The 25,447-nt window shown below is 51.1% G+C and carries 20 protein-coding genes; 15 read left to right on the plus strand and 5 right to left on the minus strand.

Annotation, left to right across the window (positions count from 1 at the left end):
* The first annotated feature begins 75 nt into the window (after nucleotides 1-75).
* The 3 genes from nhaC (at nucleotide 76) to pgi (ending at nucleotide 5,217) form a co-directional block, all read left to right on the plus strand.
* The gene (nhaC, locus tag PVT68_RS04410) at nucleotides 76-1,569 is read left to right on the plus strand and encodes a Na+/H+ antiporter NhaC (protein WP_280321411.1); all 1,494 of its coding nucleotides are present in this window, start codon (nucleotides 76-78) and stop codon (nucleotides 1,567-1,569) included.
* Between the two features lie 84 nt (nucleotides 1,570-1,653).
* Complete coding sequence (locus tag PVT68_RS04415; RefSeq protein ID WP_280321413.1) at nucleotides 1,654-2,757, plus strand: DUF3549 family protein; 1,104 nt, start codon at nucleotides 1,654-1,656, stop codon at nucleotides 2,755-2,757.
* Nucleotides 2,758-3,597: 840 nt separating this feature from the next.
* Entirely contained in the window at nucleotides 3,598-5,217 is a 1,620-nt protein-coding gene (gene pgi / locus PVT68_RS04420) for a glucose-6-phosphate isomerase (protein WP_407666139.1), read from the plus strand.
* Nucleotides 5,218-5,384: 167 nt separating this feature from the next.
* On the opposite strand, the gene PVT68_RS04425 is transcribed toward pgi, so the two are convergent.
* On the minus strand, nucleotides 5,385-6,320 hold the full coding sequence (locus PVT68_RS04425; RefSeq protein ID WP_280321415.1) for an SDR family NAD(P)-dependent oxidoreductase: 936 nt from the start codon (nucleotides 6,318-6,320) through the stop codon (nucleotides 5,385-5,387).
* Between the two features lie 263 nt (nucleotides 6,321-6,583).
* Here PVT68_RS04425 and PVT68_RS04430 point away from each other — a divergent pair, with 263 nt between their 5' ends.
* On the plus strand, nucleotides 6,584-8,326 hold the full coding sequence (locus PVT68_RS04430) for an IlvD/Edd family dehydratase (protein ID WP_280321416.1): 1,743 nt from the start codon (nucleotides 6,584-6,586) through the stop codon (nucleotides 8,324-8,326).
* 121 nt (nucleotides 8,327-8,447) lie between these two features.
* Entirely contained in the window at nucleotides 8,448-9,062 is a 615-nt protein-coding gene (locus PVT68_RS04435; RefSeq protein WP_280321417.1) for a 2-dehydro-3-deoxy-6-phosphogalactonate aldolase, read from the plus strand.
* A 49-nt stretch (nucleotides 9,063-9,111) separates the two neighbouring features.
* Here the strand turns inward: PVT68_RS04435 and PVT68_RS04440 are convergent, their stop codons facing one another.
* Entirely contained in the window at nucleotides 9,112-9,882 is a 771-nt protein-coding gene (locus PVT68_RS04440) for a slipin family protein (RefSeq protein WP_280321418.1), read from the minus strand.
* A gap of 57 nt (nucleotides 9,883-9,939) precedes the next feature.
* A complete protein-coding gene (locus tag PVT68_RS04445) occupies nucleotides 9,940-11,412 on the minus strand; it encodes an NfeD family protein (RefSeq protein ID WP_280321419.1) in 1,473 nt (490 codons plus the stop codon).
* A gap of 335 nt (nucleotides 11,413-11,747) precedes the next feature.
* Here PVT68_RS04445 and PVT68_RS04450 point away from each other — a divergent pair, with 335 nt between their 5' ends.
* A complete protein-coding gene (locus tag PVT68_RS04450; RefSeq protein ID WP_280321420.1) occupies nucleotides 11,748-12,407 on the plus strand; it encodes a hypothetical protein in 660 nt (219 codons plus the stop codon).
* A gap of 64 nt (nucleotides 12,408-12,471) precedes the next feature.
* On the opposite strand, the gene PVT68_RS04455 is transcribed toward PVT68_RS04450, so the two are convergent.
* Both PVT68_RS04455 and PVT68_RS04460 read right to left on the minus strand, forming a co-directional pair.
* Nucleotides 12,472-14,148 carry a lysophospholipid acyltransferase family protein gene (locus tag PVT68_RS04455; protein WP_280321421.1) on the minus strand — a complete coding sequence of 559 codons (1,677 nt, stop codon included), beginning with the start codon at nucleotides 14,146-14,148 and terminating at the stop codon, nucleotides 12,472-12,474.
* Nucleotides 14,145-14,936 (minus strand): UDP-2,3-diacylglucosamine diphosphatase, encoded by a 792-nt coding sequence (locus PVT68_RS04460; protein ID WP_280321422.1) that lies wholly within the window; start codon nucleotides 14,934-14,936, stop codon nucleotides 14,145-14,147. Before PVT68_RS04460 ends, PVT68_RS04455 begins: the two co-directional genes overlap by 4 nt.
* 370 nt (nucleotides 14,937-15,306) lie before the next feature.
* On the opposite strand from PVT68_RS04460, the gene PVT68_RS04465 reads away from it, so the two are divergent.
* The 9 genes from PVT68_RS04465 (at nucleotide 15,307) to PVT68_RS04500 (ending at nucleotide 24,944) form a co-directional block, all read left to right on the plus strand.
* Entirely contained in the window at nucleotides 15,307-16,527 is a 1,221-nt protein-coding gene (locus PVT68_RS04465) for an HlyD family secretion protein (RefSeq protein ID WP_280321423.1), read from the plus strand.
* Nucleotides 16,527-18,683, plus strand: a complete 2,157-nt coding sequence (locus tag PVT68_RS04470) for a peptidase domain-containing ABC transporter (protein ID WP_280321424.1) — start codon at nucleotides 16,527-16,529, stop codon at nucleotides 18,681-18,683. The genes PVT68_RS04465 and PVT68_RS04470 overlap by 1 nt, the downstream gene beginning before the upstream one ends.
* Nucleotides 18,684-18,707: 24 nt before the next feature.
* On the plus strand, nucleotides 18,708-18,941 hold the full coding sequence (locus tag PVT68_RS04475) for a hypothetical protein (protein ID WP_280321426.1): 234 nt from the start codon (nucleotides 18,708-18,710) through the stop codon (nucleotides 18,939-18,941).
* Nucleotides 18,942-19,642: 701 nt separating this feature from the next.
* Nucleotides 19,643-20,050 (plus strand): cysteine peptidase family C39 domain-containing protein, encoded by a 408-nt coding sequence (locus tag PVT68_RS18395; protein WP_407666123.1) that lies wholly within the window; start codon nucleotides 19,643-19,645, stop codon nucleotides 20,048-20,050.
* A complete protein-coding gene (locus PVT68_RS04480; protein WP_280321427.1) occupies nucleotides 20,047-21,258 on the plus strand; it encodes a glycosyltransferase family 4 protein in 1,212 nt (403 codons plus the stop codon). The genes PVT68_RS18395 and PVT68_RS04480 overlap by 4 nt, the downstream gene beginning before the upstream one ends.
* A 2-nt stretch (nucleotides 21,259-21,260) precedes the next feature.
* Nucleotides 21,261-22,085, plus strand: a complete 825-nt coding sequence (locus tag PVT68_RS04485) for an FkbM family methyltransferase (protein ID WP_280321428.1) — start codon at nucleotides 21,261-21,263, stop codon at nucleotides 22,083-22,085.
* 182 nt (nucleotides 22,086-22,267) lie between these two features.
* Complete coding sequence (locus PVT68_RS04490) at nucleotides 22,268-23,539, plus strand: glycosyltransferase (RefSeq protein ID WP_280321429.1); 1,272 nt, start codon at nucleotides 22,268-22,270, stop codon at nucleotides 23,537-23,539.
* A 115-nt stretch (nucleotides 23,540-23,654) separates the two neighbouring features.
* Entirely contained in the window at nucleotides 23,655-24,296 is a 642-nt protein-coding gene (locus PVT68_RS04495; RefSeq protein ID WP_280321430.1) for a hypothetical protein, read from the plus strand.
* 66 nt (nucleotides 24,297-24,362) lie between these two features.
* Nucleotides 24,363-24,944, plus strand: a complete 582-nt coding sequence (locus tag PVT68_RS04500) for a hypothetical protein (RefSeq protein ID WP_280321431.1) — start codon at nucleotides 24,363-24,365, stop codon at nucleotides 24,942-24,944.
* Nucleotides 24,945-25,447 lie beyond the last annotated feature (503 nt).

Below are 25,447 nucleotides of genomic sequence, written 5' to 3' on the forward strand. Positions count from 1 at the left end.
CTTTACGCCATAAATAACAAGAGCTTGACCGGATAGTCGAGACAATACCAGGCTGCCAGACGTTAGGAGACACCCTTGAGCAATACCAGTTCCAGCACACCTCGCGATCCGCATCACACCAGTCGCAGCCCCAGTCTGCTGGACGCCCTTATCCCCCTTCTGGTACTGATCGCCTTACTCTCCCTGTCCGTGTTTTTCTATGGCGCCGACTCTTCCTACGGTCCCAACCAGATAGCCCTGCTGCTGTGCGCCGGCGTGGCGGCCCTGATGGGCATGAAAAATGGATTCACCTGGAATGAGATGGAAGGCGGCATGCTGCATGGCATCAGCCTGGTTTTCGGAGCCATCCTGATCTTGCTGGCGGTGGGCGCACTAATCGGTAGCTGGATACTCGCCGGCACGGTGCCATCGATGATTTATTACGGGGTGCAGATGCTGTCTCCGCAGTGGTTTTACGCCGCCAGCTGCGTCATCTGTGCCGTCGTCGGCCTGAGCATCGGCTCCAGCTGGACCACCGCAGGCACGCTGGGTGTGGCGCTGATGGGCATCGCCGCTGCCCTGGGATTGAACCCCGCTATCACCGCTGGTGCGGTGATCTCCGGCGCCTACTTTGGCGACAAGATGTCCCCACTGTCTGACACCACCAACGTGGCTGCGGCGGTAACTTCCAACGACCTGTTTCTACACATCCGCCATATGCTGTGGACCACTATTCCGGCCTTCGTCGTTGCTCTGATCGTATTCGCGGTGATCGGCCTCAGCGCCGATACCGGCCATACATCAGCAGGAGATATCGAGCAATTACTCGGTGCGCTGCAGGAAGAGTTCAGGATTTCCTTCGTCAGCCTGCTGCCGTTGGTTCTGCTGCTGTTTATGGCATGGAAAAAGATCCCGGCCTATCCAACCCTGATGATTGGCGCACTGGTAGGCTGCCTGATCGCGATGGTCTTCGAGCCCAACGCCACTCGTCAGCTGGCGGGCGACGAAGGTCCTCTGGGCCTGCTGAAAGGCGCCTGGCACAGCCTGTTCGACGGTTACAAGTCCACTTCCAGCAATGAAGCGGTAGCATCCCTGCTGTCCAAGGGTGGCATGAGCAGCATGCTCAACACCATCTGGCTGATCATCTCTGCGATGGCCTTCGGCGGCGCGATGGAGCGAGCTGGCTTCCTGGAGCGCATCGTCAACTGGGCGCTTTCCGGTGTGAAATCCGTTGGCGGCCTGATCACCTCCACCGTGCTCACCTGCTTCGGCATGAATGCCGCGGCTGGGGACCAGTACATGGCCATTATCATCCCCGGCCGCATGTTCCGTGACGCCTTCGCCGAAAAAGGTCTGCATGGCCTGAATCTGTCCCGCACCCTGGAGGATTCCGGCACCATCACCTCGGTACTGATTCCCTGGAACACCTGCGGCGCCTATATGAGTGCGACCCTCGGTATCACCACATTCACTTACGCGCCGTTTGCCCTTTTCAACATCATTTGCCCGTTGCTGGCTATCGCCTACGGCTGGCTGCACTTCAAGCAGATGCCACTGGGCAAGCAGACTCAACCTATCCCTGCGGAGTAATCCCGCCGGTTTTTTTCTATCCTGTTCGGTAGAGCGCAGTTGCGCTCTACCGCCTAGTTATCGCCACCACAACCGCAAAAATCCATGTCCGCCGTGAACGAAAATAACCCCGTGCCTCCCCCAACCGCGCCAACCACCCTGTCAGAACTGGTTGCGGCAGCAGACTTCAATCTGCGCTGGTTCGACGTCGGACGGCGGGTGCAGCCGATCAGCAGAAAAGCGGCCGAGGCCTTCGAACAGGGCACCTCCCCCTGGCCCCACCCCTATCTGCGGCAGGCGTGGTGTGGCCTGCTGTTGTGGCCCGCGGGCGAACCAGGCTCTGCATCGCTGCCGGTGGTGTGGTTCCTGCGCTTCCCCCTGGATGAGCAGGGAAAACTTCTCCTTCCCATTCGCGACCGGTTTCTGAAGCAGTTGCAACAAGGACTCTATGCCGGGGAGGGCCAGGGCGCCAATGGCCACCGTGATCCGGGCAAACATCTGCAGCGGACACTGGAGCAAAGCGAGCTGATATTTAACCCGCCGGCAGATAAGCGCGCCGTGTTTCACGCCAAGGCAGGACAGATACTGAGACGCCCGTACAGCGATCACTACCCTGCTGCCAAGGCCTACGCCAAGGATCCCGCGTGTTTCCCCTGGGAGCAGCTCGCCGTTCAGGGGCTCGCAGACCTGGCTGTGCGCTGGGAGGAAGAAAAGGAATCGCTATGCCACAGCCTGCCGCGCTTTGCCACCCCCGCACTCATCGCTCTTTGCCAGTGCCTCGAAAGTGAAACCATTGATCATCAGCTGGTACAACCATTGATTTCAAGGGGTGAGCAATCCCTGGCTTCGGGGGAACCGGATACAGCGCTATTGACGGCACTTGTTCGCGGGATATCCCACAGCCCAGCCAGCGGTATGCGCCAGCAATTTCTCCTTACACTGCTGCAAAGCCTGGCCGGCACAAACGGGGAGGTTCTTGCCGCAATTGGCAGCCGCTGCACGGACGATTTATTTGTTCCCGAGATTGCGCAACTATGGTTGGAGAAATTAAGTGAAAGCCAGCCTCAGGAAACCTTCAACCTGCTGCTGACCGATCTGCTGTTTCTGCCACAATTGCGCAATGTACTGCTGGCCGTCTTGAGGAACCCGGAACGAACCGAGGGCCTCGCCCTGGCATTTGGTGCCTTTTTGAATCCGGCCGGAAAATAGACCTGCAGACGCGTATACACACGCCCAAACCATCCAGTGATTTACCCGGCTACCTTCCCGGCCGCCACCCGAAAAAATTTCCGAACACAGGAAAAATGGCGCTCACTTTTTTAAATGGGCGCTTTACCCACAAGCAAAAAAAAAATTTTCGCTTTACTGAAAAAAAACCTTCTCCGCCCTGCAACCTTCTATCCCTCAGATTGGCGGAAAACCCTTTAAATTCGGGCATACGGCCGCGACAAACTGGCGGCATATTTATCCTGAATTGAACCGTGGCGGCTATTTTTACCGCGCGCCTATTACACTCCATTGGGCGGTATGTTTGTAGAAAAGATTTTTACAAAGCACACCAAACAGGTGACGTTTTATTGTCTATGCTATTGACTAACATCAACGGAAAGGAGTTAGGGGATGAATTTCACTCCAGCCAAGTACTTAACCGGAATTATTTGTGCACTGGTCCTCGCAGGTTGCTGTGCACCGGCTCCGATGCCGGCCGCCTGCCCTCCGGGCTCAGAACAGATTCCGACTTCTATGGCCTGCCCCGCGGACGCGGATTGCTGGATGGCATCCGATAACGTTCGCTGCATGAAGGTGGTTAAGTAACCACCGTCCTGCCAGGAACATGCAAATGCCGCTTTTCGAAGCGGCATTTTGCATTTTGGATGAATTAAACCGGCCACGGAATCAGACGTCGCCTCACGCCACCATTTTCGATTCGTTCCCGACTTTCCCTACAAGCTGCGAAGTAAACCCGGTTCCTACACTGGTCGCACCGCATATTTGTCGCTAAAATTTCCGTCTTTCCCGATAAAATCATTTAGCGAACAATTAATGACCATGGATGCTCTCCCCCTCTCTGCTGCCATCTCCAAACTGCAACAACACAAAGACCAGCAACACTGGTCACTGCGCGAGCTGTTTGCAGCCTCACCCGACCGCGCCCAATCATTCAGTGCGGAAGCTGCCGGTATCTATCTGGACTTCAGTAAAAACCTGCTCAGTACAGACACCCTGCAACTACTGCTGGGTTACACCGATACCGCGCAACTGAAAAACCGGATCGGGGCCCTGCTCTCCGGTACCAATATCAACAATACGGAACACCGCCCAGCCCTGCACACCGCTCTGCGTTTTCAGGGTGAACCCACGACCGAACACGAGCAGGCTGTCGCCGATTGCCGCGCGCAAATGGCGAAATTTGTCGAGCAGGTGCACAGCGGTACCTGGACCGGATTCACCGGCAAGCGTATCCGCCACGTTGTCAATATCGGTATCGGTGGTTCGGATCTCGGCCCGCGTATGGTGTGGGAAGCACTGCGCCCCTGGCACAACAAGGACCTGACGGTTCACTTTGTAGCGAATATCGACGGTGCTGACCTCAGCGATACCATCGCCCCGCTGCCCGCTGACGAGACCCTGTTTATCGTCGCCTCCAAGTCATTCTCCACGCTGGAAACCCGCCAGAACGCCCTGTCAGCGCGCCAGTGGGTACTCGACGCAGGCTGTGCGGTATCTGAGCTGGAAAAGCACTTTGTCGCGGTGAGCAGTAATATTGTCGCGGCCCAGGATTTCGGTATTGCCGCGCAGAACATCTTCCCCATGTGGGATTGGGTGGGCGGCCGCTACTCCCTGTGGTCTGCCATCGGTCTCCCGGTAGCACTCGCCTGCGGATTCGAAGTCTACAGCGAGCTCCTCAGAGGCGCTAATGCCATGGACACCCACTTCGCCGAGGCGGAGTTTGCACAGAACCTGCCCGTGCTGATGGCTCTGATCCACTTCTGGTATCGCCAGTGTTGGGGTGCCGGCAGCCTGGCTGTTCTCCCCTATGCCCAGCGCCTGGCCAAGTTCCCGGCGTGGCTACAGCAACTGGATATGGAAAGTCTCGGCAAAAGCGTCACCCGCGGCGGCGAACCACTGCCATACCCCAGCGGCGCCGTGATCTGGGGTGCCGAAGGCAGCAACGGACAGCACTCATTCCACCAGCTGCTGCATCAGGGTACGGACATGATTCCGGCAGACTTTGTCGCCATCAAGGAACCGACGTCAGAACTGAAGGAACAACATCAGTGGCTGCTGTCCTGCTGCCTGAGCCAGAGCCAGGCGTTACTGCGCGGAAAATCCCTGGCCGAAGCACGCAGGGAACTGGAAGCCTCCGGCCACACACACAAAGAGGTACACCAGCTGGCGCCGCACAAAGTGGTCCCCGGCAACCGTCCGAGCAATACCCTGATCCTGGAAAAACTCGATCCTTTCCATCTCGGCAGCCTGTTGGCTCTGTACGAGCACAAGGTATTTACCTTTGGATGCCTGTTGGACATCAACCCGTTTGACCAGTGGGGTGTGGAGCTGGGTAAAGTACTCGGCAATGCCGTGTATCAGGCAATTGACGGAGATATTCCGCAAGACTGGGATGGATCCACCGCCACTCTACTCAAGAAGCTGCTAAGGCCAGAATAAGCAATCCTGGATAAGTCCGGATAACGGTAAAAATAAAAACCACAGGCGCCTCGGAGGAACTGAACCTCCGGGGCGTTTTCATTTTCTGGACAGAAGTTGCCGCGTTCTTTTTAACAACGGCAAACAGCGGTATTTTCATAGATTTCAGTCAGACGATAAGCAAGTCGTCAAACGCGACCGCCATCAACGATCAATTGCTGCCCGGTAATTACTCGCGACGCACGTGAGGCCAGGAACAATGCGCCTTCCACAAGATCTTCGCCCTGAATAGGGAATTTCAGGCTCTGTCCGGCAAGGCACTCCGCCAGCGCCTCTTCAGTCACCCAAAGGCGTTTCTGGCGCTCGGTCATAACCCAACCGGGGACCAGTGCATTTACACGAATTCCCTTCTGCCCCAGTTCACGTGCCGCGGCACGCGTCAGGCCGACGATTGCCGTTTTCGCAGTTACATAAGCAGGGTAACCGCATAGCGCCAGATTGGCGGAGTTTGAACCAAGGTTAACAATGCTGCCTCCACCAGCTTTTACCATTTCCCGCGCGGCCCACTGCATAGCAAAAAACTGTGGGCGCAAGTTGATGTTTATTGATTCGTCCCACTGCTCTGGCGTCAGACTGTCAATAGTATGGCGCGTATCTCGTGCTGCGTTATTTACCAGCACATCGAGCCCCCCCAACTCAGCTACTGCGGCCTGCATGGAAGATTCCAACGCCACCAGATCACGGATATCACAAGTCGCGTAATGAGGACGCAAACCCGTACAAGCTTCCACCTGGTTACACAGCTGCTCCGCGGCTCGGTCACGCAGTGAAACGAAACTGACTCGGGCTCCCTGCAACGCAAAAGCCGCCGTCAAATAAGCACCGATGCCTGAACCACCACCAGTAATAAACACCCTTTTACCTTCGAGATCCCGGTAACGGGTGATTTTCTCCAGCTCACCGCTGGCAAATACCTGATCAAAATCGTCAATCTGCTGTTCTTCGCGGGACATTAGTTGCCACCTCTTATTTATAAAAAAATCACCGATATCAAACAAAGGTACTGAAACTTTTCGGCCATGTCGATTCATAGGATTATTATGATAATTGACTGTAACAACCAAGCCCGCTACCCTTGGCTAGATTTATCATATAAATAAAATAAATAATTAGCCGATTCAGCCTCTTACATCCGTCATAAAACATATCCGAGCATGGCGCTTCCAATGACCAAATCCCGTATCTCGGACTACCGTTTCCCTGGCATTTCTGATCTGCGCCAGCTGCACTGTTTCGTGTGTAACCCCGAAACAAGCCGATGACTTTAAAGACGTACTGCAAGGAGACATCGTCATGCCGGCAATAACGAGATTGAGATAACAAATTGATGCGCAATAATAACGACAAGCCCGGCAAGCCACGCCGCAGCCAACTGAGCTACGGCAAATTGGACAAAGATGGTTTCATCCACCGCTCGTGGATGAAAGCCCAGGGGTATCCCGACCACTGCTTCGACGGCCGCCCCATCATTGGCATTTGCAATACCTGGTCTGAAATCACTCCCTGCAACTCTGGCTTGCGGGAAATGGCGGAATACGTGAAACGCGGCATCTGGGAAGCTGGCGGCGTACCGCTGGAATTCCCGGTCACCAGCCTCGGCGAAACCCAGATGCGCCCCACCGCCATGCTGTTCCGCAACCTGCTGGCAATGGACGTGGAAGAATCCATTCGCGGCAACCCCATCGACGGCGTGGTGCTGCTGGGTGGCTGCGACAAGACCACCCCCGGCCAACTGATGGGAGCCGCCAGCGTCAACCTGCCCACTATTGTGGTGTCTTCCGGTCCCATGCTGAACGGCAAATTCCGCGGTCGCGATATCGGCTCCGGCACCGATGTGTGGAAGTTCTCGGAAGCGGTGCGCGCCGGGGAAATGAGCCAGGAAGATTTCATTGCCGCCGAAAGCGCTATGTCCCGCTCCCGCGGCGTGTGCATGACCATGGGCACTGCCTCCACCGTCTCCAACCTGGTGGAGGCCATGGGCCTGTGCCTGCCTTACAACGGTTCCATCCCTGCGGTCGACGCCCGCCGCCAGGCCATGGCACATATGTCCGGCCGAGAAATCGTGCGCCTGGTGGAAGAGGATGTGCGCATGAAAGACATCGTGCGCAAGGAATCCCTGATCAACGCCATCAAGGTCAACTCCGCCATCGGCGGTTCTACCAATACCGTCATGCACCTTCTGGCCCTGGCCGGGCGTCTGGAGATCGACCTGGAACTGGAAGACTTCGACCGCTACAGCCGCGACCTGCCGCTGCTTGTGGACCTGATGCCGTCTGGCCGCTTCCTGATGGAGGACTACCACTACGCTGGCGGCCTGCCCGCGGTGATAAAAAAAATCGGTGCGCATCTGGATCTCAGCGCCACCACCGTCAGCGGTAAAACCCTGGGCGAACAAATCGAAAACGTCGAATGCTACAACGACGATGTGATCCGCAACCTGGACAACCCGGTGAAAGAGAACTCCGGAATCTGGGTGCTGCGCGGCAACCTCTGCCCCCAGGGTGCCATCATCAAACCCAACGCCGCCTCCACCGAACTGATGAACCATACCGGCCGCGCCGTTGTATTCGAATCCATTGAGGACTACCACGCACGCAAAGACCTGCCGGAGCTGGACATCGACGAGCACTGCATCATGGTGCTCAAGGGTTGCGGTCCCAAGGGCTACCCGGGCATGCCGGAAGTGGGCAATATGGCACTGCCGAAAAAACTGCTGGAAAAAGGCGTCAAGGATATGCTGCGGATTTCCGACGCCCGTATGAGCGGCACAGCATTTGGCTCGGTAATCCTGCACGTGGCCCCGGAAGCCAGCGCCGGCGGTCCTCTGGCGGTGGTGCGCAGCGGCGATCTGATCGAATTCAACGGCGAGGCCCGCACCCTCAATCTGAAAATTTCCGATCAGGAACTGCAGGCGCGCCTTGAAGAGTGGCAGCGGAACAAACCCGAACCCACCTACCAGCGGGGTTACGCCAGACTATACGTCGACACAGTGCTGCAGGCCGACAAGGGCGCTGACCTGGACTTCCTTGTGGGCGGTTCCGGTGACGAAGTCTCACGGGAATCCCACTGACATCGCAGACTCCAAAAATCAGACATTACAGCTATTTTTAGCGAAAAAATGACGCTGGCAGAACTCCCATCTTAAGCCAGCGTAGGTAAGGAAACGACCAAGAGACAAGGAAAATTAACTTATGCCCTCGGAGCAGCGTTTCCCGCTGGTGGCAATCTTACGCGGCATCACGCCAGAGGAAGTGATACCTGTAGCAGAGACTATCCACAATGCGGGTTTTTATTACATCGAAGTGCCTCTGAATTCACCCGAGCCGTTGCAGAGCATCGCAAAACTGGTGCGGTATTTCGGCGACCGCGCCTGCTGTGGTGCCGGTACCGTGACCACTGTGAAGCAGGTTGAAGCCGTCGCCGAAACCGGAGCCAAGCTGATTGTTTCCCCCAACTGCGACCCCGCCGTAATCCGCCGTAGTCTTGAATTAGGGCTGGTAAGCATGCCCGGTATCCAGACACCTACCGAGGCGTTTTCCGCAATCAACGCGGGGGCCCGATATCTCAAACTGTTTCCCGCAATCAGTCTCGGCCCTGACTATGTGAAAAACTTGAAAGTGGTACTGCCGCCGGAGTGCGCTTTACTCGCCGTTGGCGGCATTAATCTGGTCAACATGTACGACTTTTATGCGGCCGGCATCGCCGGCTTTGGAATTGGCAGCGACCTGTATAAACCTGGGCGCAGTCATGAAAACGTGAGTGCAAGGGCACGAAACTACGTAGAAAAATACCAATCGATTTCATGACACCGTCAAGGCTCTATCGAGACTCACATGAGTCAAATCACGATATTTTTTACTCCTTGCTCGCCGCTTTATTCGATCCGGCATCCAGCAACGGCTTGATCAGATCCATCGGCAGCGGGAATACAATTGTGGAATTTTGTTCGCCGGCAATATCAATCAAGGTCTGCATATAACGCAGGGTAATCGCGTTGGGGTTTTTCGACAGCTGGTCTGCCGCCTCGGTAAGTTTCATCGCCGCCTGGGCCTCGCCTTCCGCGTGAATCACTTTGGCCCTTCGGGACCGCTCCGCCTCCGCCTGCTGGGCAATCGCGCGGATCATGCTCTCGTCGAGATCAATATGCTTGATCTCCACATTGGTCACCTTCACACCCCACGCATCCGTCTGTTCATCAAGAATTTTCTGGATATCCACATTGAGCTTGTCACGCTCCGATAGCATCTCATCCAGCTCATGTTTTCCCAGCACCGAGCGCAACGTAGTCTGTGCAAGCTGACTCACCGCTTCGTGGTAGTTTTCCACGTTGATGATCGCGGACTGTGGATCGATTACCCGGTAATAAACAACGGCGTTCACCTTTACCGAGACATTATCTTTGCTGATCACATCCTGCGTGGGCACATCCATGACCACCGTGCGCAAATCCACCCGCTCCATGGTCTGGATAATGGGAATGATGATGATCAACCCAGGTCCTTTTACCGCCTGAAAACGCCCGAGAAAAAACACCACCGCACGCTCGTATTCCCGCAGGATACGGATCGCGTACATAATGAGTAGCGCCACCGCCAGAAACAGCAGACTGGCAAAATAACTGATCATAGAGACCTCCTTGTTCGCAGCATCAATTTTTCAGGATGAAAAATATCAGCCGTCGGACTATTCCGGCTCCACCTGCAGGTTGAGCCCCCTCTCCGCCACTACCCGGACCAGCTGGCCCTCGGTCAACAGGTTGTCGCAGTGCGCGCGCCAGATTTCTCCATCGATTTTCACCAGCAGTTCAGGCTCGACTTCGGTTACCACCGCGGTACGTCCAATCATCGCCTGATTGGCGGCAATTTTTGGTTTGTGTAGACTGCGCCCTACGGCATACAACAATCCCAGTAAACCGAGACCGCTGACCGCTGCGATACTGCCAATCAACCCCTTGGACACGCGCATTCCGGGCACGTCGCTATCGATCAGCATGATCGAACCGATTACCAGCGCCACCACACCGCCAATGCCCAGGGCACCGAAGCTTGGCACAAACAGTTCTGCGGCAATCAGCAGGGCACCTACGACAATCAGCGCTAATCCAGCATAATTGACCGGCAGTACCTGCAGCGCATAAAACGCCAGTAACAAGCAGATGATCCCGACAACTCCGGGGACTATGGCGCCCGGACTGTAACCTTCAAAGATGAGGCCATAGATACCGACCAGCAACAGTATGTAGGCCACTTGGGGATTGGTGATTAGCGACAGCAATTTGTTGCGCCAGTCGGGCGCATAATCCACTACCGGCAGGCGTGCGGTTTCTGCCGCAATCTTGACGGTGCCTTCCCGCAGCCTCACCTCTCGCCCGGGCAGCTGTAGTAACAACTGCTGCTGATTCTCCGCCACAACATCCACCACATTTTCTGCCAGTGCCTCTTTCGCCGTCAGGGTCGCCGCATCGCGTACCGCCTTCTCTGCCCAGTCCGCATTGCGTCCATAACGCTGTGCCAGGCCTCGGATATAGGCGACAGAGTCATTGATGACCTTGCGTTCCATTGTTGTGCCGGGTTGTGTGCCCCGCCTGGAACCGGGCTCAGATTCCGCTGGGGCGTCGGAGCCGCCATCCTCCCTTTCGCCATCCTCCTTTTCGCCGTCCTTCCCGTCGTCGTTTGAATGCCTGGGAGTTTGCTCCGGCGCTGTCCCCGGTGGCTCCTGCTGACCGGGCATACCGCCCATCTGCACCGGCGTGGCCGCACCCAGCGTGGTAGATGGTGTCATCGCCGCCACATGACTGGCATAAAGGATATAGGTGCCGGCGCTGGCAGCCCGGGCACCGGCGGGTGTGACATAGGTAACGAACGGGACGTCCGAAGCGAGGATATGCTGGATGATATCCCGGGTGGCCGCATCCAGGCCGCCGGGAGTATCCATGTTAACGATAAACAGCTGCGCGCCCTGTTCACGCGCCTTTTCACTGGTCCTGACAAAGTAGTCGGTGGTGGCCGGCCCTATGGGGCCGTCAATCGCGAGCACAGCGATATGGGGCCCGGGCTCGCTCTCCGCAGACTCCTGCGCCCAGGCGCAAATAGAAATGATCTGTGCCAAAACAGGCAACAGGCAGACGAGTACCCCTTTCGACCACCACTGATTCATGTCTGTTATTCCGGGTGCGAAAGTATTGAAACAGGAAACACAAGCGTATCAGAAGAAAAAAACTCTACAGGGAAACAGACAGGGGAAGAAGCGCCGAATATCGACGCGCCGGACTGCAGTGTGGTGGCACTACATGAGAAACCCAGTATGGGGAACTCAGTGACGTCCTGACAATCCAAACAGACAGTTGTGCTCAGCATTCATTGGCAGCAAACCATCGGCAATCCTACTTCGTGTATCCTTCCTGTAATCCTGTCACTGATTCTCCTGTAGAAACCATCCCGGTGTCCCAAGACAGATTGGGCGACACGAGGCCGCTTATTGTCGGACTGCTTGTGGCCCTGGCGGTACACTTGGCCCTGGTTTTTCTGCCTGTCACATTGGATCCCGTCGCGCCTGACAAGGAAACACCAGTTGCGACGACGACGTTAGACGTAACACTGACGGCTTTAGACGCACCCCCGAAGGTGCCTGATACTCCAACCAAACTGCCGGACGTCACACCAGAAATTCCGCAGACAACGACACCTCTACCGACCGCGAAGAAAGAAAGTAGCGCGATACTGAAACCGCAGCGAGAGCCCAGAGCAAAGGTGTTTCCAGCAGTACCAGATAAAGCTAGCCAGGCATCACGGGATCAACCCTCGGCGCCATCCATCTCAACGGCAAATACTCCGAAACCCACTCGAGACAGCTTCACACCGCCACCTTCAAACGACGGAGCCAAGTCCCGCTCCACGGTATTTGACCCCGGTCTGTCCACCCGCCTGGAAACCGAACGCAATCGGGTACGGAAGTTTGAATCCCGCGATGTCGAATTAACGACTAACAACGGCACCTTTTTCCAGAAAGGAGACCGCTGTTGGGAAGAAAAGAAGCTATTACCCGGTGACATCGACAGTACGGTCAGCCAGCGCTTTCTGATCAAATGCACCCAAAGAAAACGGTCTGAGGAAGATATTGGCCGTCTTGCGGATAAATACGGAATACCGTGATCCCATGTGGTCCGGCTGGATGTATACAACCGTCGATATCCCCAGCCGGTGATCACTTCCCGAGTCAGCTTCCCGCCAGATACCGCCGTGCAAACTTCGGATCCATTTTTTCCAGATCCACTACGACCAACCCATCTACGGAATCACAGAAATCCGGGTCGATATTGAAGGCATGGAAGCTGGTGCCCCCGGACACAGTCACTGCGGTGTACTTCTTGAATAGCGGCGGCAATACCACCCCTTCTTCCTTGAGAATTTCCTTCAACTGCAGCATATCTTCGTGTGTATCACCGGAAAGCTCGGGCAGGTCCTCGCAGGCCTCCACAAACGGCAAGCGCGCGTTGCCGAGAGGGTTGTCGGTGGAAAAGTAGTACAGGAAGAAGCGCACTATCGCGGACTTGGCGCGGCGGGAGAAGGTTCCCGGCATCGATACCGGGCCAAACAGATAGCGGCGATTGTTGCGCACAATCCACTGGCCAATACCACACCACAGCAAATCCAGTCCGCGGCTGCGCCAGTATTCCGGTAGCAGGAAACTGCGCCCCAGCTCCGCGGAGCGAGGCATGCACTGCTCCGGTGAGCCGGAATAGTTGAACAGAGTAGTGCTGTAAATTTTGTCCGCGCTCAGGCCGTCGGTGTTCACCAGTCGGTATGCACCCGCCATTTGTTGACGCTCTTTGTCCCACAGCAGCAGGTGGTCGTAATAGGCATCAAAGGCGTCCCAGTCGCGACTGTTACCCGTGCCCTCACCCACCGCGCGAAAGGCAATTTCCCGCAGGCGGGACAGTTCGCGCATTACCGGGCAATCCGACCGCTGGCGATAGAGCTTCACTTCAAATTCACCTTGAGCAACAAGGGTTTCGCAGCATTCAAGAACCGCAGCTATATCTGCGGGAGATTCTGCAGCAGCGACCGGTTCCGGCGCCAGGCTCTGCGAATTTTTATGCAGCTGATAGATCTGCTTCTTCCACAGTTTTGCCTGTGCGCGCGGCGCCATGGGCCAGCTGCGATACAGCTCCGGCGCTACCGGCATACCGATACGGATATCGATACCGCGGCGCACCTGCTTGAACATCTCGCGGATCAGCCACAACGTCGACAGCGGTTTGTTGACCATGGACAGACCGTACCACCACAGTGAGTTTCTGCCCCGCACCTGCATTGGCAGTATGGGAGCGCCGGTCTTGTCGGCGAAACGGATAAACCCCGGGTTCCAGCGACCGTCGCGAACCCCTTGCGGTGTCAGCCGGGATACCTCACCGGCGGGAAACACGATGATCGCACCACCACTGCGCAGGTGGGCATAGATGCCCTCCACATCCCCCTTGCGGGTGCGGCCGTTGAAATTGTCTACCGGCAACAGGTAACTGCGCAGGGGCTCGATATTCCACAAAAGCTGACTGGCCACGGCCTTGACGTCCTTGCGCACTCGCGCCACCAGGTCGATCAGTGCCAGCCCATCGAGACTGCCGAGGGGATGATTGGACACGATCACTAACGGGCCACTGGTGGGGATACGCTCCAACTCCGCCAGGTTCACGTCATAGTGAAAGTCAAACGACCGAAATACCTGGCGGATAAAATCCAGACCGCCAAGATGAGGGAAGTCGCGACCGAATTGCTGAATCTGCTGCTCACAGCAGATTTTTTTAACCGTCGCAGAGACCAGCCGCCGGGCGGGACTCTGCGGTGCGGCGCTGTACCACGGATTTTTCTGTAACAGGTTATCCAGCTGAATCATGCGGCAACGGCCTCCGTCATGATGCGCGCAATTTTGGGCGTGCGGTGCCAATGCAGGATATCCAGGGCTCCGCTTCTTTCTTCCACTACTGCGGTCATCGAATCCACCCAGTCGCCGCAGTTGGCGTAGGTCACGGCGGATTCCTGAGCGGCGCTGTGGCGAATACCAGCGCGGTGGATATGGCCGCAGATGACACCGTCAAAGCCACGGCGACCGGTTTCGCGAATAGCGACTTCCTCAAACCGGTTCATCATCTTGCGCGCTGCGTTCACGCGATTTTTGACGTGGTTGGCCAGGGACCACCAGGGCAAGTCAAAACGGCTGCGCCAAAAATTTATCCAGCGGTTCAGTCTCAGCATCAGGTAATAAACGTTATCGCCAATGTGATAACTAACAGGGTTGATCTCGATATGGTGCTCGAACTGGTCGCCATGGGTAACCCAGAAGCGTTTGCCATCAGCGGTGGTATGTGTGCACTCGCGTTCGACGCGAATATTGCCGAGGCGTTTACCGGCCCAACTGCGCATGGGCGCATCGTGATTGCCCGGCACATAGATCACGTCACGGGTACAGCTGCTGAGTTCAGAGAGCATCCCGAGCAGAACAGAAGAGGCTTCGCACCAACTGCCCTTGCCCTGGGACAGCGCTTTCATATCAAAAATATCACCGACCAGATACACGGTATCGGCTGTGTTCTGAGCCAGAAAATCTGCCAGCCGCTGCGGCTCGCTGTCTCTGCTGCCCAGGTGAACATCGGAAATCCACAGTGCGCGATATCGATTACTCATTGGCAAGCCCTATCAGTAGTTTGAAGAACTTTGCTCGATTTTTTTTACAATACTGCGTCACTTATTTGAAACTTACGTTTCACATTAAAAAGGCAACAAAAAAGACGAACCAGTCTTAAATTATCACATACGCAGATATCGCCCAACTAAGTACAACCGTACAAATTTTTAAAAAAAATCAATAATTCAGAAAAATTCGCGTCAATCTACCTGTATGTGCATTACATATTTATATGACGGGTGGTAGTGTTACAAAAATATGAAACGGAAAATTAATAAATCAAAACTTCTCTAATTGCCTGATAGAGATACCAAAAAATTAATAGGGAAAATAACCAGCGAAATGAAAGGGTTATTTCGAAAAAGTGCCATGGAATGGCAAGAAGATCGCCTACACGGTGACGTTCTGCTATCACCACAACTCTCACATATAATTATCCTTGGTGGCATTATTCTTTGGGTTACCGCCACTATTGTTTGGCTTTCAACCTGTCAATACGCGCGCAAAGAAACCGTAACTGGCTGGATTGAACCCACTTCCGGTGTGGTTCGGGTATACGCCGAAGGCACAGGTATCATTGAGCAAGTATTGGTTAGTGAAGGCGAAAAAGTCGTAAAAAATCAGCCGCTGATCATCCTGAATCGAGACCACATTCTCGCGGATGGTAAGCACTTGGAGGCCGTTTTACAGGCGGAGTACGAAAATCAAAATAGCTTACTTAGCGAACAGATCGAACGCAGCGAAAAAATTAATCAGCAACGCCAACGAGATTTAAAACAGCGTATTTCCGCTAGCAAGGAAGAGTTGGCATTACTGGATAAACAGATTTCCACACAAGCCCGGCATCATGGATTAATAAGAGATCAGGCGGAACGCTACAATCAACTTAGAAAACGAGGACATATTTCTACGGTTGAGCTGGAACGAGTTGTCATCCAAGAGCTGGAGCTCAGTACAGAAAGCCAAAGCTTGGCTCGCAATAAGGTAAAAATTCGCAACCAAATTCAGCAATTGGAGAACGAGCTGGCTTCGCTGCCTGAGGTGTACGCCAACGAAACCGACCAATTGCGCGCACGCCTTTCCGATCTCGCACAAAAAATCGCCCAATTGCACGGGCAACGCGCATATATACTCAAGGCCTCAAAGGCTGGGACGGTACACAATCTGCAGACCCGAGAGGGGCAGCAGGTACAAATCGATATACCACTACTTTCAGTGGTGCCCGAAAGCGGAGATTGGATCGCAAGATTATTGGTACCCGTGCGTGCAGCAGGTTTTCTAGCCCCCGAACAAGCTCTGAAAATCCGTTACGACGCCTTCCCCTACCAAAAATTTGGCTTGTATCAGGGGGCAATCACCTCAATATCCGATTCTGCTCTGCTGCCCGATGAACTACGTGATGCCCCTATAGCGGTAGGTGAGCCTGTTTACCGTGTATCCGCCGTATTAGCACGACCTAGTATAAAGGCATATGGACAAGAATTTTCGCTAAAACCTGGCATGACCCTCTCCGCCGATATTGAACTTTCTGAGCGAAGCTTACTTATGTGGCTACTTGATCCCATCTACAGCCTGAAGGGACGCCTGTAATGCCCACAGCAGTAGAGCAAGCCACCGGACATCAATGTACTCGCCCGGAACAGTTACTTAATTTCGGCGGCGGTCGCCGTCTACCGGTCGTACTACAGACCGAGGCAGCGGAGTGCGGCCTGGTGTGCCTGGCCATGGTCGCCGGGTACTACGGCTACCATACCGACTTGGCGTGCCTACGAAGACGCTTCACCATTTCAAATCACGGCACCAACCTCAAGAAGTTGATAGATATGGCTGGGCGCCTGAATTTTGCAGCCCGTGCCTTGCGCTTGGAACCGGAAAATCTCGGAAGATTACAAACCCCCTGTATTTTACATTGGGATATGAACCACTTTGTGCTGCTGAAGAAAGTACAGCGAAAATATGTCGTTATCCACGATCCTGCGGTAGGCGAGCGGCAACTCACCTATAAAGAATTTGACCACCATTTTACCGGGGTGGCCCTAGAACTCACTCCCACAGATAAATTCCAGACGGGAGAGCAACGCAAGCGTCTCACTCTCAGTCACTTCTGGTCCCACATCACAGGCCTCAGATACAATCTGATACAAATATTGCTACTGTCACTTCTCCTTCAGTTGTTTGCCGTCGTCGCCCCTTTCTATATGCAAACAGTAGTTGACGACGTCATCCTGCGTAGCGATAAAAACTTACTGCTTGTCCTGACACTTGGCTTCGGGCTGCTACTTATAATCCAGACCTGCACAAATTCTCTCCGTGAATTAGTCATCCTACATATCGCCAGCCGTCTCAACATGCAGATGGCCGCCAACCTCTTCCGCCACCTGATCCGCCTGCCCATTAGCTACTTCTCAACCCGCCACATGGGCGACCTAATATCTCGCTTCGGTTCCCTTCAATCCGTGCGAGAACTGCTTACCACCGGCCTAGTGGCGGCGGTAGTGGACGGCATCATGGCCTTGATCACCCTAGCTGCTATGTTCTTCTACGATGTAAAGCTTGCTCTGATCGTACTGGCGGTAGTAGCCCTATACGCAGCTCTTCGCATGGCCCTGTACCGCCCCTTGCGTATGCTCATAGAGGAGCAGATAGTGGCCCAGGCAAAGCACGACTCCCACTTTATGGAATCCGTACGCGCCATACAGACAGTCAAACTTTTTCAGCGCGAAAACGACCGTCAAGGTCAGTGGCACAACCGCCTAGCCGACACCATCAATAAAGGCATTCGCATCTCGCGATGGAATATTGGCTACAGTGTCATCAACCAGCTTCTGTTCGGTGTTGAGAACTTGCTGGTTATCTACTTCGCCGCTGCGGCGGTGATAGACAGTGCCCTCACTGTAGGCATGTTCTACGCCTTTATAAGCTACAAAACTCGCTTCGTAGAATCCATGGACGCCCTGATCAATAAGTGGATCGAACTAAAGATGCTCGGCCTCCACCTAGACAGGCTCTCAGATATCGTCTTTACACCCACAGAGGAAACCGACCACGCAAGTAACTATCCCGCCAGTTGGGGCCCGACCCCGAAATCCGTCAGGGGCAGAATCGAAGTCCGCGACCTCAGTTTCCACTATGGTGAAGCCGAAGTCCCCACCTTCCGAAATCTCAACTTCACAATCGAACCCGGCGAAACTGCTGCCATCGTCGGCGCCAGTGGCTGCGGTAAAACAACTCTGCTCAAATGCATGATGGGCCTGCTGGAACCCAGCGAAGGCGAAATCCTAGTCGATGGCCAGCCGCTGAAACACCTACCGCATTACCGCAACCAGATCGCAGGTGTAATGCAGGACGACCAACTGCTGACCGGCACTATTGCCGATAACATCGCCTGTTTCGAGCCAGAGATCGACTTGCAGCGTATAACTACGTGCACACAGATGGCCTGCATTCACAAAGAAATCATGCAAATGCCCATGCAATACAACACCCTAGTAGGCGACATGGGCACCAGCCTCAGTGGAGGCCAGAAGCAAAGAATCGTGCTGGCGCGCGCCCTCTATCGTGCGCCACGCATCCTGTTCATGGACGAAGCAACCAGTCACCTGGACATGGCGAATGAGTCTTTGGTTAACGACCATATCAATCGGCTTGCCATTACCCGGGTAATCGTTGCGCATAGGCCAGAGACGGCCAAATCTGCAGGGAAGCGGATAAATTTGGCCGACTTTACGAATCAGCCTATTTCTTAATCGAGAACCAAGTAGGAAAAAGTTATGAAATCGAAAATTAGAGAATTGCAGGAACATGAATTATCTAGTGTATCAGGAGGGAATGCATGGGTTGTCGCCAAAGAAACAGCTAAAGCCATTTGGGGTGCGATCGCTGTTGAAGGAGCGAAACAGGGAGTAAATCAGATAGGACAACAGACTCAGAGCGGTTACCACAACGGATTCTACGGGACCTACGGCTCCTACGGGCTTAGGACCCATTACGGTTCAGGCTGGTAAGTGCCAACAAAAAACGTCTAGAGACTAGTGCTTTTTATTGAGGAGGGGGGAGATTTCTTCTCCCCTCTACCCGAACCATCAACAAGTGATTATATCTTCGAAAAATTAAAACCGTTAAAGGCACCGGCCTCTATAGTTTCATATAAATGTCGACTCTTTGAAAAAGGCTCGAAATTTGCAGTCTCAAACGTATTCCCTCAATACAGTTATAGGTTCCTACTATAGGTAATCTTAACTAACATAATCGCTGGATAAATTATGGGCGGACCAATGTTCAAAATCGTTAATTTCAAGTTTCAATCAAGCGTCTAGAATCTCCTGCCGAGAGCGTTTTAGCGGAAATCCATTGCATAGCAGAGGGACACATTTCAGACGTTAAATCTAGGATTTCGGTAAAAATTCTGAAACCTGATACAACTAAAGGATTTATTTATGTGCCTATATTAATCGCACAGCCACCATGCCATCGGTAATGGAAAACTGTCAGATCAACCGCACCACCTAAACATTATTTTTCTATTGGCCATTTCTCGTACATAGCGAAAAAATTAAAGAAATCCTCATCTTAACTAAGCTTCGAAATTATAAATTTTTATATGGCCAAGCCAAAATTAACAAATGCAATCATGCTAACACTCGAGAATCCATATGCTACTTTCGATGTTCGGATTAAAAGCAAATAAAACCGCTATAGAAAAAAAGTGCGCTGGATAGGCCAGAAAAACCCAGGAGAAAATGGCCTTCTTTGCGTTGCAAGCTTACTTAGTTATCACAATGTAAAATACAATATAAAAAAATTCCGAAAACTATACCCTCAGTTCTCCGAAGGAATTACCCTGAGAGGGCTTATGGACCTACTTCTCGTACACGGAATACAGAGCCGGCCACTGTCATGTCCAGCTCAAGAAATAGATAAATTAAAACGTCCCTGTATTCTGCATTGGAATATGCATCAGTTCGTCGTACTGACGGAAATCAATGAGGATATTTTTCATATCTACGATCCAGCTAGTCGCCGTTCTCTTTATACACGAGAGGATTTTGAATGCAATTTCAGCGAAGTAGCACTTGAGATTTACAGCAAGCCGCAATACAAGGAGGATCCATGAAGATTCTTTTCTTGACACCGCACCTTCCCTTGAACAGCGGCTCAGGTGGATCGATTCGAAGCTACCAGATCTATGAAAACCTGCGACAACTTTCTACGGTTGATATCCTCTGCTGCAACGGGACAGGCCTTCGCCATCGCGATGTTGCACAATTCAAGAAGGAGCACAGGTATCAGGGAAATGTCCGAATTCCCTGGGTCGTACCCTGGTTCGCAAAAAGGAAAAATCCGAATGAGAAATTTCTAAGGTTTCTTGAAAGAAATCAATATGACTATATCGTAGTTAGATATTACTGGAGTGCATTCTGGTTCGGCTTGATAGGAGCAGAAAACATCATACTAGATTGTGACGACTGCCCGTTAGAACTTGAAATTCAGAAACAAAATAGACTTTCCATTAATAAAAGATATTTTTCGAGCACCCTCCAAAAAATAAAAAATATATTCTACAAAAAAAGATATCTAACAGACATAAGCAGAGTACCCGTTGTTACTTTTTCAAAAAAAAGCCATGCCATACCGTGGAAAAGTAACTTTGTTATCTTGCCAAACAAAATACAGCCATCCAGCCCTCCACCCAAGACGGTAAACCATAGCGTAGATGAATTCGTAGTTGTGTTTGTCGGCACTCTTAGCTATGGGCCAAATTTTGAGGGGCTTGACCACTTCATCTGCAATATTTGGCCATCCATAACCGCCAAATACCCAAGAACCACCCTGAAAATAGTTGGCGGGGGACTCCCAGCCAGATATCGAAAAAAATGGGGGCAACTAGAGTGCGTAAAATTGTGTGGATTTGTTGAAAATATTGATGAAGTTTATTCAGATGCACACATTTCCATATCACCAATTTTCACCGGCAGTGGCACCCACATTAAAATAATCGAGTCTCTACTACATTCAACAACAATGGTTATATCAAAGCTCGCTCATCGGGGATATGAAAAAACTCTCATGGACGGAAAGAGTTTGTATGTTGCTAGCGATGATCAAGAATACATAGATAAAATTTTTTACTTAATAAAAAACCCGAGATTTCGCAAAAAAATGGAAAGAAATGGAAAAATTAATGCGTTAACTTTCCATGCAGTTAAAGATTACGAAAACGACTTTGTAGATATAATCAATATTAAAATGAAAAATCAGATGCAGACTGCATCGAATGACATCGAAACATATATTTCCGATCTCGATGCCGCGAAGGAGTGATCATGCTTCAGCTGGAAAATACACTGCGCTGTATATCTTATCGATTGTTTGGCTATCCACGTCTACCTTTCCTCAAGAAAAGGGATGATCCGGGTCTGAGAGATTCAATTTCCACAGTACTTTCAGGCTACTATAAAAAAAACATCAGGCGACCGCCGATTGTTGCTAGTAAAAGAGAACCGTTTCCTATAGATGTCAACAAGAATCATATCGAATCAGCACTCCATACTCCCGAAATACACGATGGCGATTTTATTATTTTTGGCGCGTTCAAGGAAAGTCGCAGCCTGATACTGGATATCGGAGCAAACTGGGGATACTCCGTGAGATCAATGAGATCATCTGGGGCTGAATGCAAGATCGTTTCATGCGAGCCGGTCCACTACTACGAAAGCTGTTTACAAAGGATATTTGAACTGCATCTTGGTTTCTATGATTACCATATGATTGGACTAAGCGATAAAGTAGGAATTATCAATCTCGTGGTTCCGGTCATCAATCAAGTACCTGCGTTTGGATTGGCCACAGGATTAGCCATGCCTAACCTGAATGTATTTGCAAAAAATATTGAAGCTCATATTCATCAACATATACCCAATCTAAGAGAAGTATATGTTCAACTAACAACCCTGAAAGTCAAAATTGACACAATGGACAACTTGGTTGACAACAATATTTGCCGCTTTGTATGGAATGATATAGCAGCTATTAAGATTGATGTTGAAGGTATGGAGCTAGAAGTATTAAAGGGCGGAATAAAAACGCTTAGAAAATATACCCCGCTGATTATGCTTGAAGGCGGCAATAGGTATTTCGGCGTGTCTTAATTAATGGAGAACATCGGCTATCGATATGCAGAACGGCGCGATAGTAAGCTAGTATTTCACGAAGGATTGGGAACCAATCTTAACGGCTTTTTTGTTCATCGTGACATGATCGAAACCTATCGGGACCTGAAAATTCTTGCGTAGCCACCTGTTGGTAGAATAAATTTTGTACGAGAACTAAAGTGTCGACTAAAAAACGCGAAATCATAATATGTGCACTTGGCACCGCAGGTGACATTCATCCACTGATCGGGCTGGCTAAACTTCTCGTCGAACGGGGACACAATCTAACATTTCTCTCCAACGACCGGTTCAAATTCGTTATAGAACGTAATGGAATCTTGTTTCATTCGATCGGCACAGAAGACGAATATCTTAGCCTGTATAACGATGAGCGCGCTTGGGATATACGCAGCGACCCCGCTGAAATCGCTTTTGATCGGTACTACGGCCCCACATTTGTGCCCTCCTTCGAGTTTATTCGAAAAAGACATGCAAAAAATCCAAATTTGCTGGTGGTCGGCCTATCTATACTTAACGGCGCTAGAGCCGCGGCGAAACACTTTTCGATACCTTATGTACTGATAACCCTTTCACCCAGTCTGATACCGAGTAAAATCCATCGCCCCGCTCTCTTTGAAAGCTCCCTCTGTCGATGGACACCTGAATTTGCCAAGCGCAGCCTGTACAACCACCTAATGCAAAAAATCGACGGCCACCTGATTAGCCATGGTTACATTTTCAGATTAAATCAAATACGAAAGAAAATTGGCCTCTCTTCCATTACGAAATTCGTCCGACATAATTACACCGAGGAGGATTTACATCTCGGTTTTTTCCCGCGGTGGTTCGGCATGCCCCCAGTGGACTGGCCAAAAACCTTCAAGTTAGTTGGTTTTCCGCTGAGTGACGACGAAAGAAAAACTGAGACTGAGGCCGTCAGTAAATTTATCGAAAGGTATGGAAAGCCGGTGCTTTTCACAAGCGGTACAGGAGTATTCAATAACGATGCATATTTTCAGGAATCTATAAAAGCCTGCTCCTCATTGTCACTACCATGCCTGCTCGTAGGTGGTGGCGATTCATTAAAGTGGCGCAAGACAACATACAATGTCATGCACGTGGATTACGTAGATTTTGAAACGATTCTCCCAAAATGCAGGGCAATTGTTCACCATGGCGGTGTGGGAACCCTCTCTCAGGCTATCAAAGCGGAGATCCCACAGTTGATTCGACCATTAATGTACGACCAGCCGGATAATGCCTACAGGGTTGTACGGTTGGGTTTAGGTTTATCTGTATCGAAAGAGTATTACCAAGGGAAATATGTTGCAAAATTATTAAATAAGATTATTACCTGCAAGTCGTTAAAATCTACAACAGAAAAATACTCTAGAGATTTAAAAAGAAGCACAGCAATAGAAAAGTCTTATCACTACATTTCGAAACTATAGAAATCAACTGAAAGTAGAGAAGAGAAATATTCACCAAGTAAAACAAATAAAAATAATGCACATAAAAACAATAAATTATATTAATTTAAGAAAAGACACTGGGAAAAGAATATTAATGAACTTAAACTTTTTCGGTTCAGGATATACATTACAAAGGATTAACGGCGTAGAGTATGATCAAGAGTATGGCGACCATATAGTACACGACACCGTTGATTTAGAGGACTACTTACAAAGAGAAAACGTTCAGCGCCAAAATGGCGTAATAGGATGCTGGCTAGCACATACTCGGGCGATAGAAAACACCAGAGCAGATGACGGCCTAACGGTTGTATTAGAAGATGACTTTATGTTTAGAAAAGATTTTTTCAGAAAATCTATCGACATGATAATAAATTTCAAACGGGATTTTGATGTATTAATTTTTGATCCCTCTGGCTTGGGTCCAAAACGAGAACACTTCCTGGAACCTGGAATCTTCAATGCCAAAGGATCCAGCTACCCTTACTTCTACGGTAGCCACTGTCTTTTTTACAATAGACGTAGCATACCCAAAATTCTAAAAATAAAACAAAAATCTAAGATAAGTGATTATGATGGATTTCTTCTATCCAATACCAGCATCAAGACCTACATCTTTTATACCGGGGAATCTATGGGCATAAGCCTTGGTTCAAATATAAGTGGATCAAGCAGTCTAACCTCTTTTCTTCTTGGAATTAGAAATCGCTTTAAATTCCTTATCAGAAGATCATGAAATCCAACCTCATAAATATAATTCGTCGGCGTCATCTCTAAATTTACTCGGGATATCAATACACATATGAGTTTCCCTACCGAATACCTCTCGGTTCACGCCAAGACTAAGCTCGCCCTATACCTTATAGGTGATATTCTTTGGCGCCGCAAGGAGATTTCACCCGCACGCTACGTAGCTGTGGCAACAGTACTTTCATTTTCTCTTACCACCGCGGCGGCACTTAGCTACCAACTTGTTGGCACAATGCTAACTAATCCGGAATCACTGCCAGGTCAACCACGTGAAGAATCCGGCCTAGTTATAAATTTCTTCGCAGTCTGTGTATTAGCACCAGCTATAGAAACCCTTTTTATTGGCTTTCTCGTGGCCTTTGCCCGCATTTGGACTGAACGCGATATAATACTTATAGCTGCAGTCGCCATTCCTTTTGGAATTATGCACGGGCTCGTCGCCGATGGCGCGTTCTATGTAGGCTTGCATATTTTTGCGTCAACCATTTCCTTTATTATTTTTTCGACAGTGTATCTGGCGTGGCTCCGACGCTCATTAAAAGCAGCATTCGGAATTTGCTCTGGAGTGCATATGCTGCACAATTTTGCCGCATTCTCAATATTTTTTACCGGTAACTACGCTTCTGGAAGTTGAGTGAAGCTACTACTTAGTGGTGGTCCTTACTTTAAAGACAGTCTGAGTATAAGCAGAATCTGGCGAGGACTGAGCGTGCAGTTACGACATGCTAGCGTCCGGGACTGGCGGAGCAAGAATCCCCTAATATTTTATATCTTAAGGCTGCAGACTTTTATGTGCCAGCAGTTGCACACCTCAAAAATTGCAATAATACAGGGAAAATCGCGTACGATTGAAAACTAGAAATTCAAGTCAGTAATTCGGGAACTAAGCTCACCCTGACAATTATTCTGAACAAAATACACATAAAGAACACCTTACAAGAGAGCATCATTTACTTATAGTGAATTAGCATTTTACTGATCACCCGGAGAAGAAAAATGAAAACACTTACCATAAAAATATAAATGGCAGATTCAACCAATCAGGCGGAAACATCTGAATTCATATAAGAGATATAGAAAAACTCACACTCCTGTTTTGTACCAACCGTCCCGATTAGGTACTAATTGAAGAACACC

The sequence above is a fragment of the Microbulbifer bruguierae genome (assembly GCF_029869925.1).
Taxonomy (GTDB): domain Bacteria; phylum Pseudomonadota; class Gammaproteobacteria; order Pseudomonadales; family Cellvibrionaceae; genus Microbulbifer; species Microbulbifer bruguierae.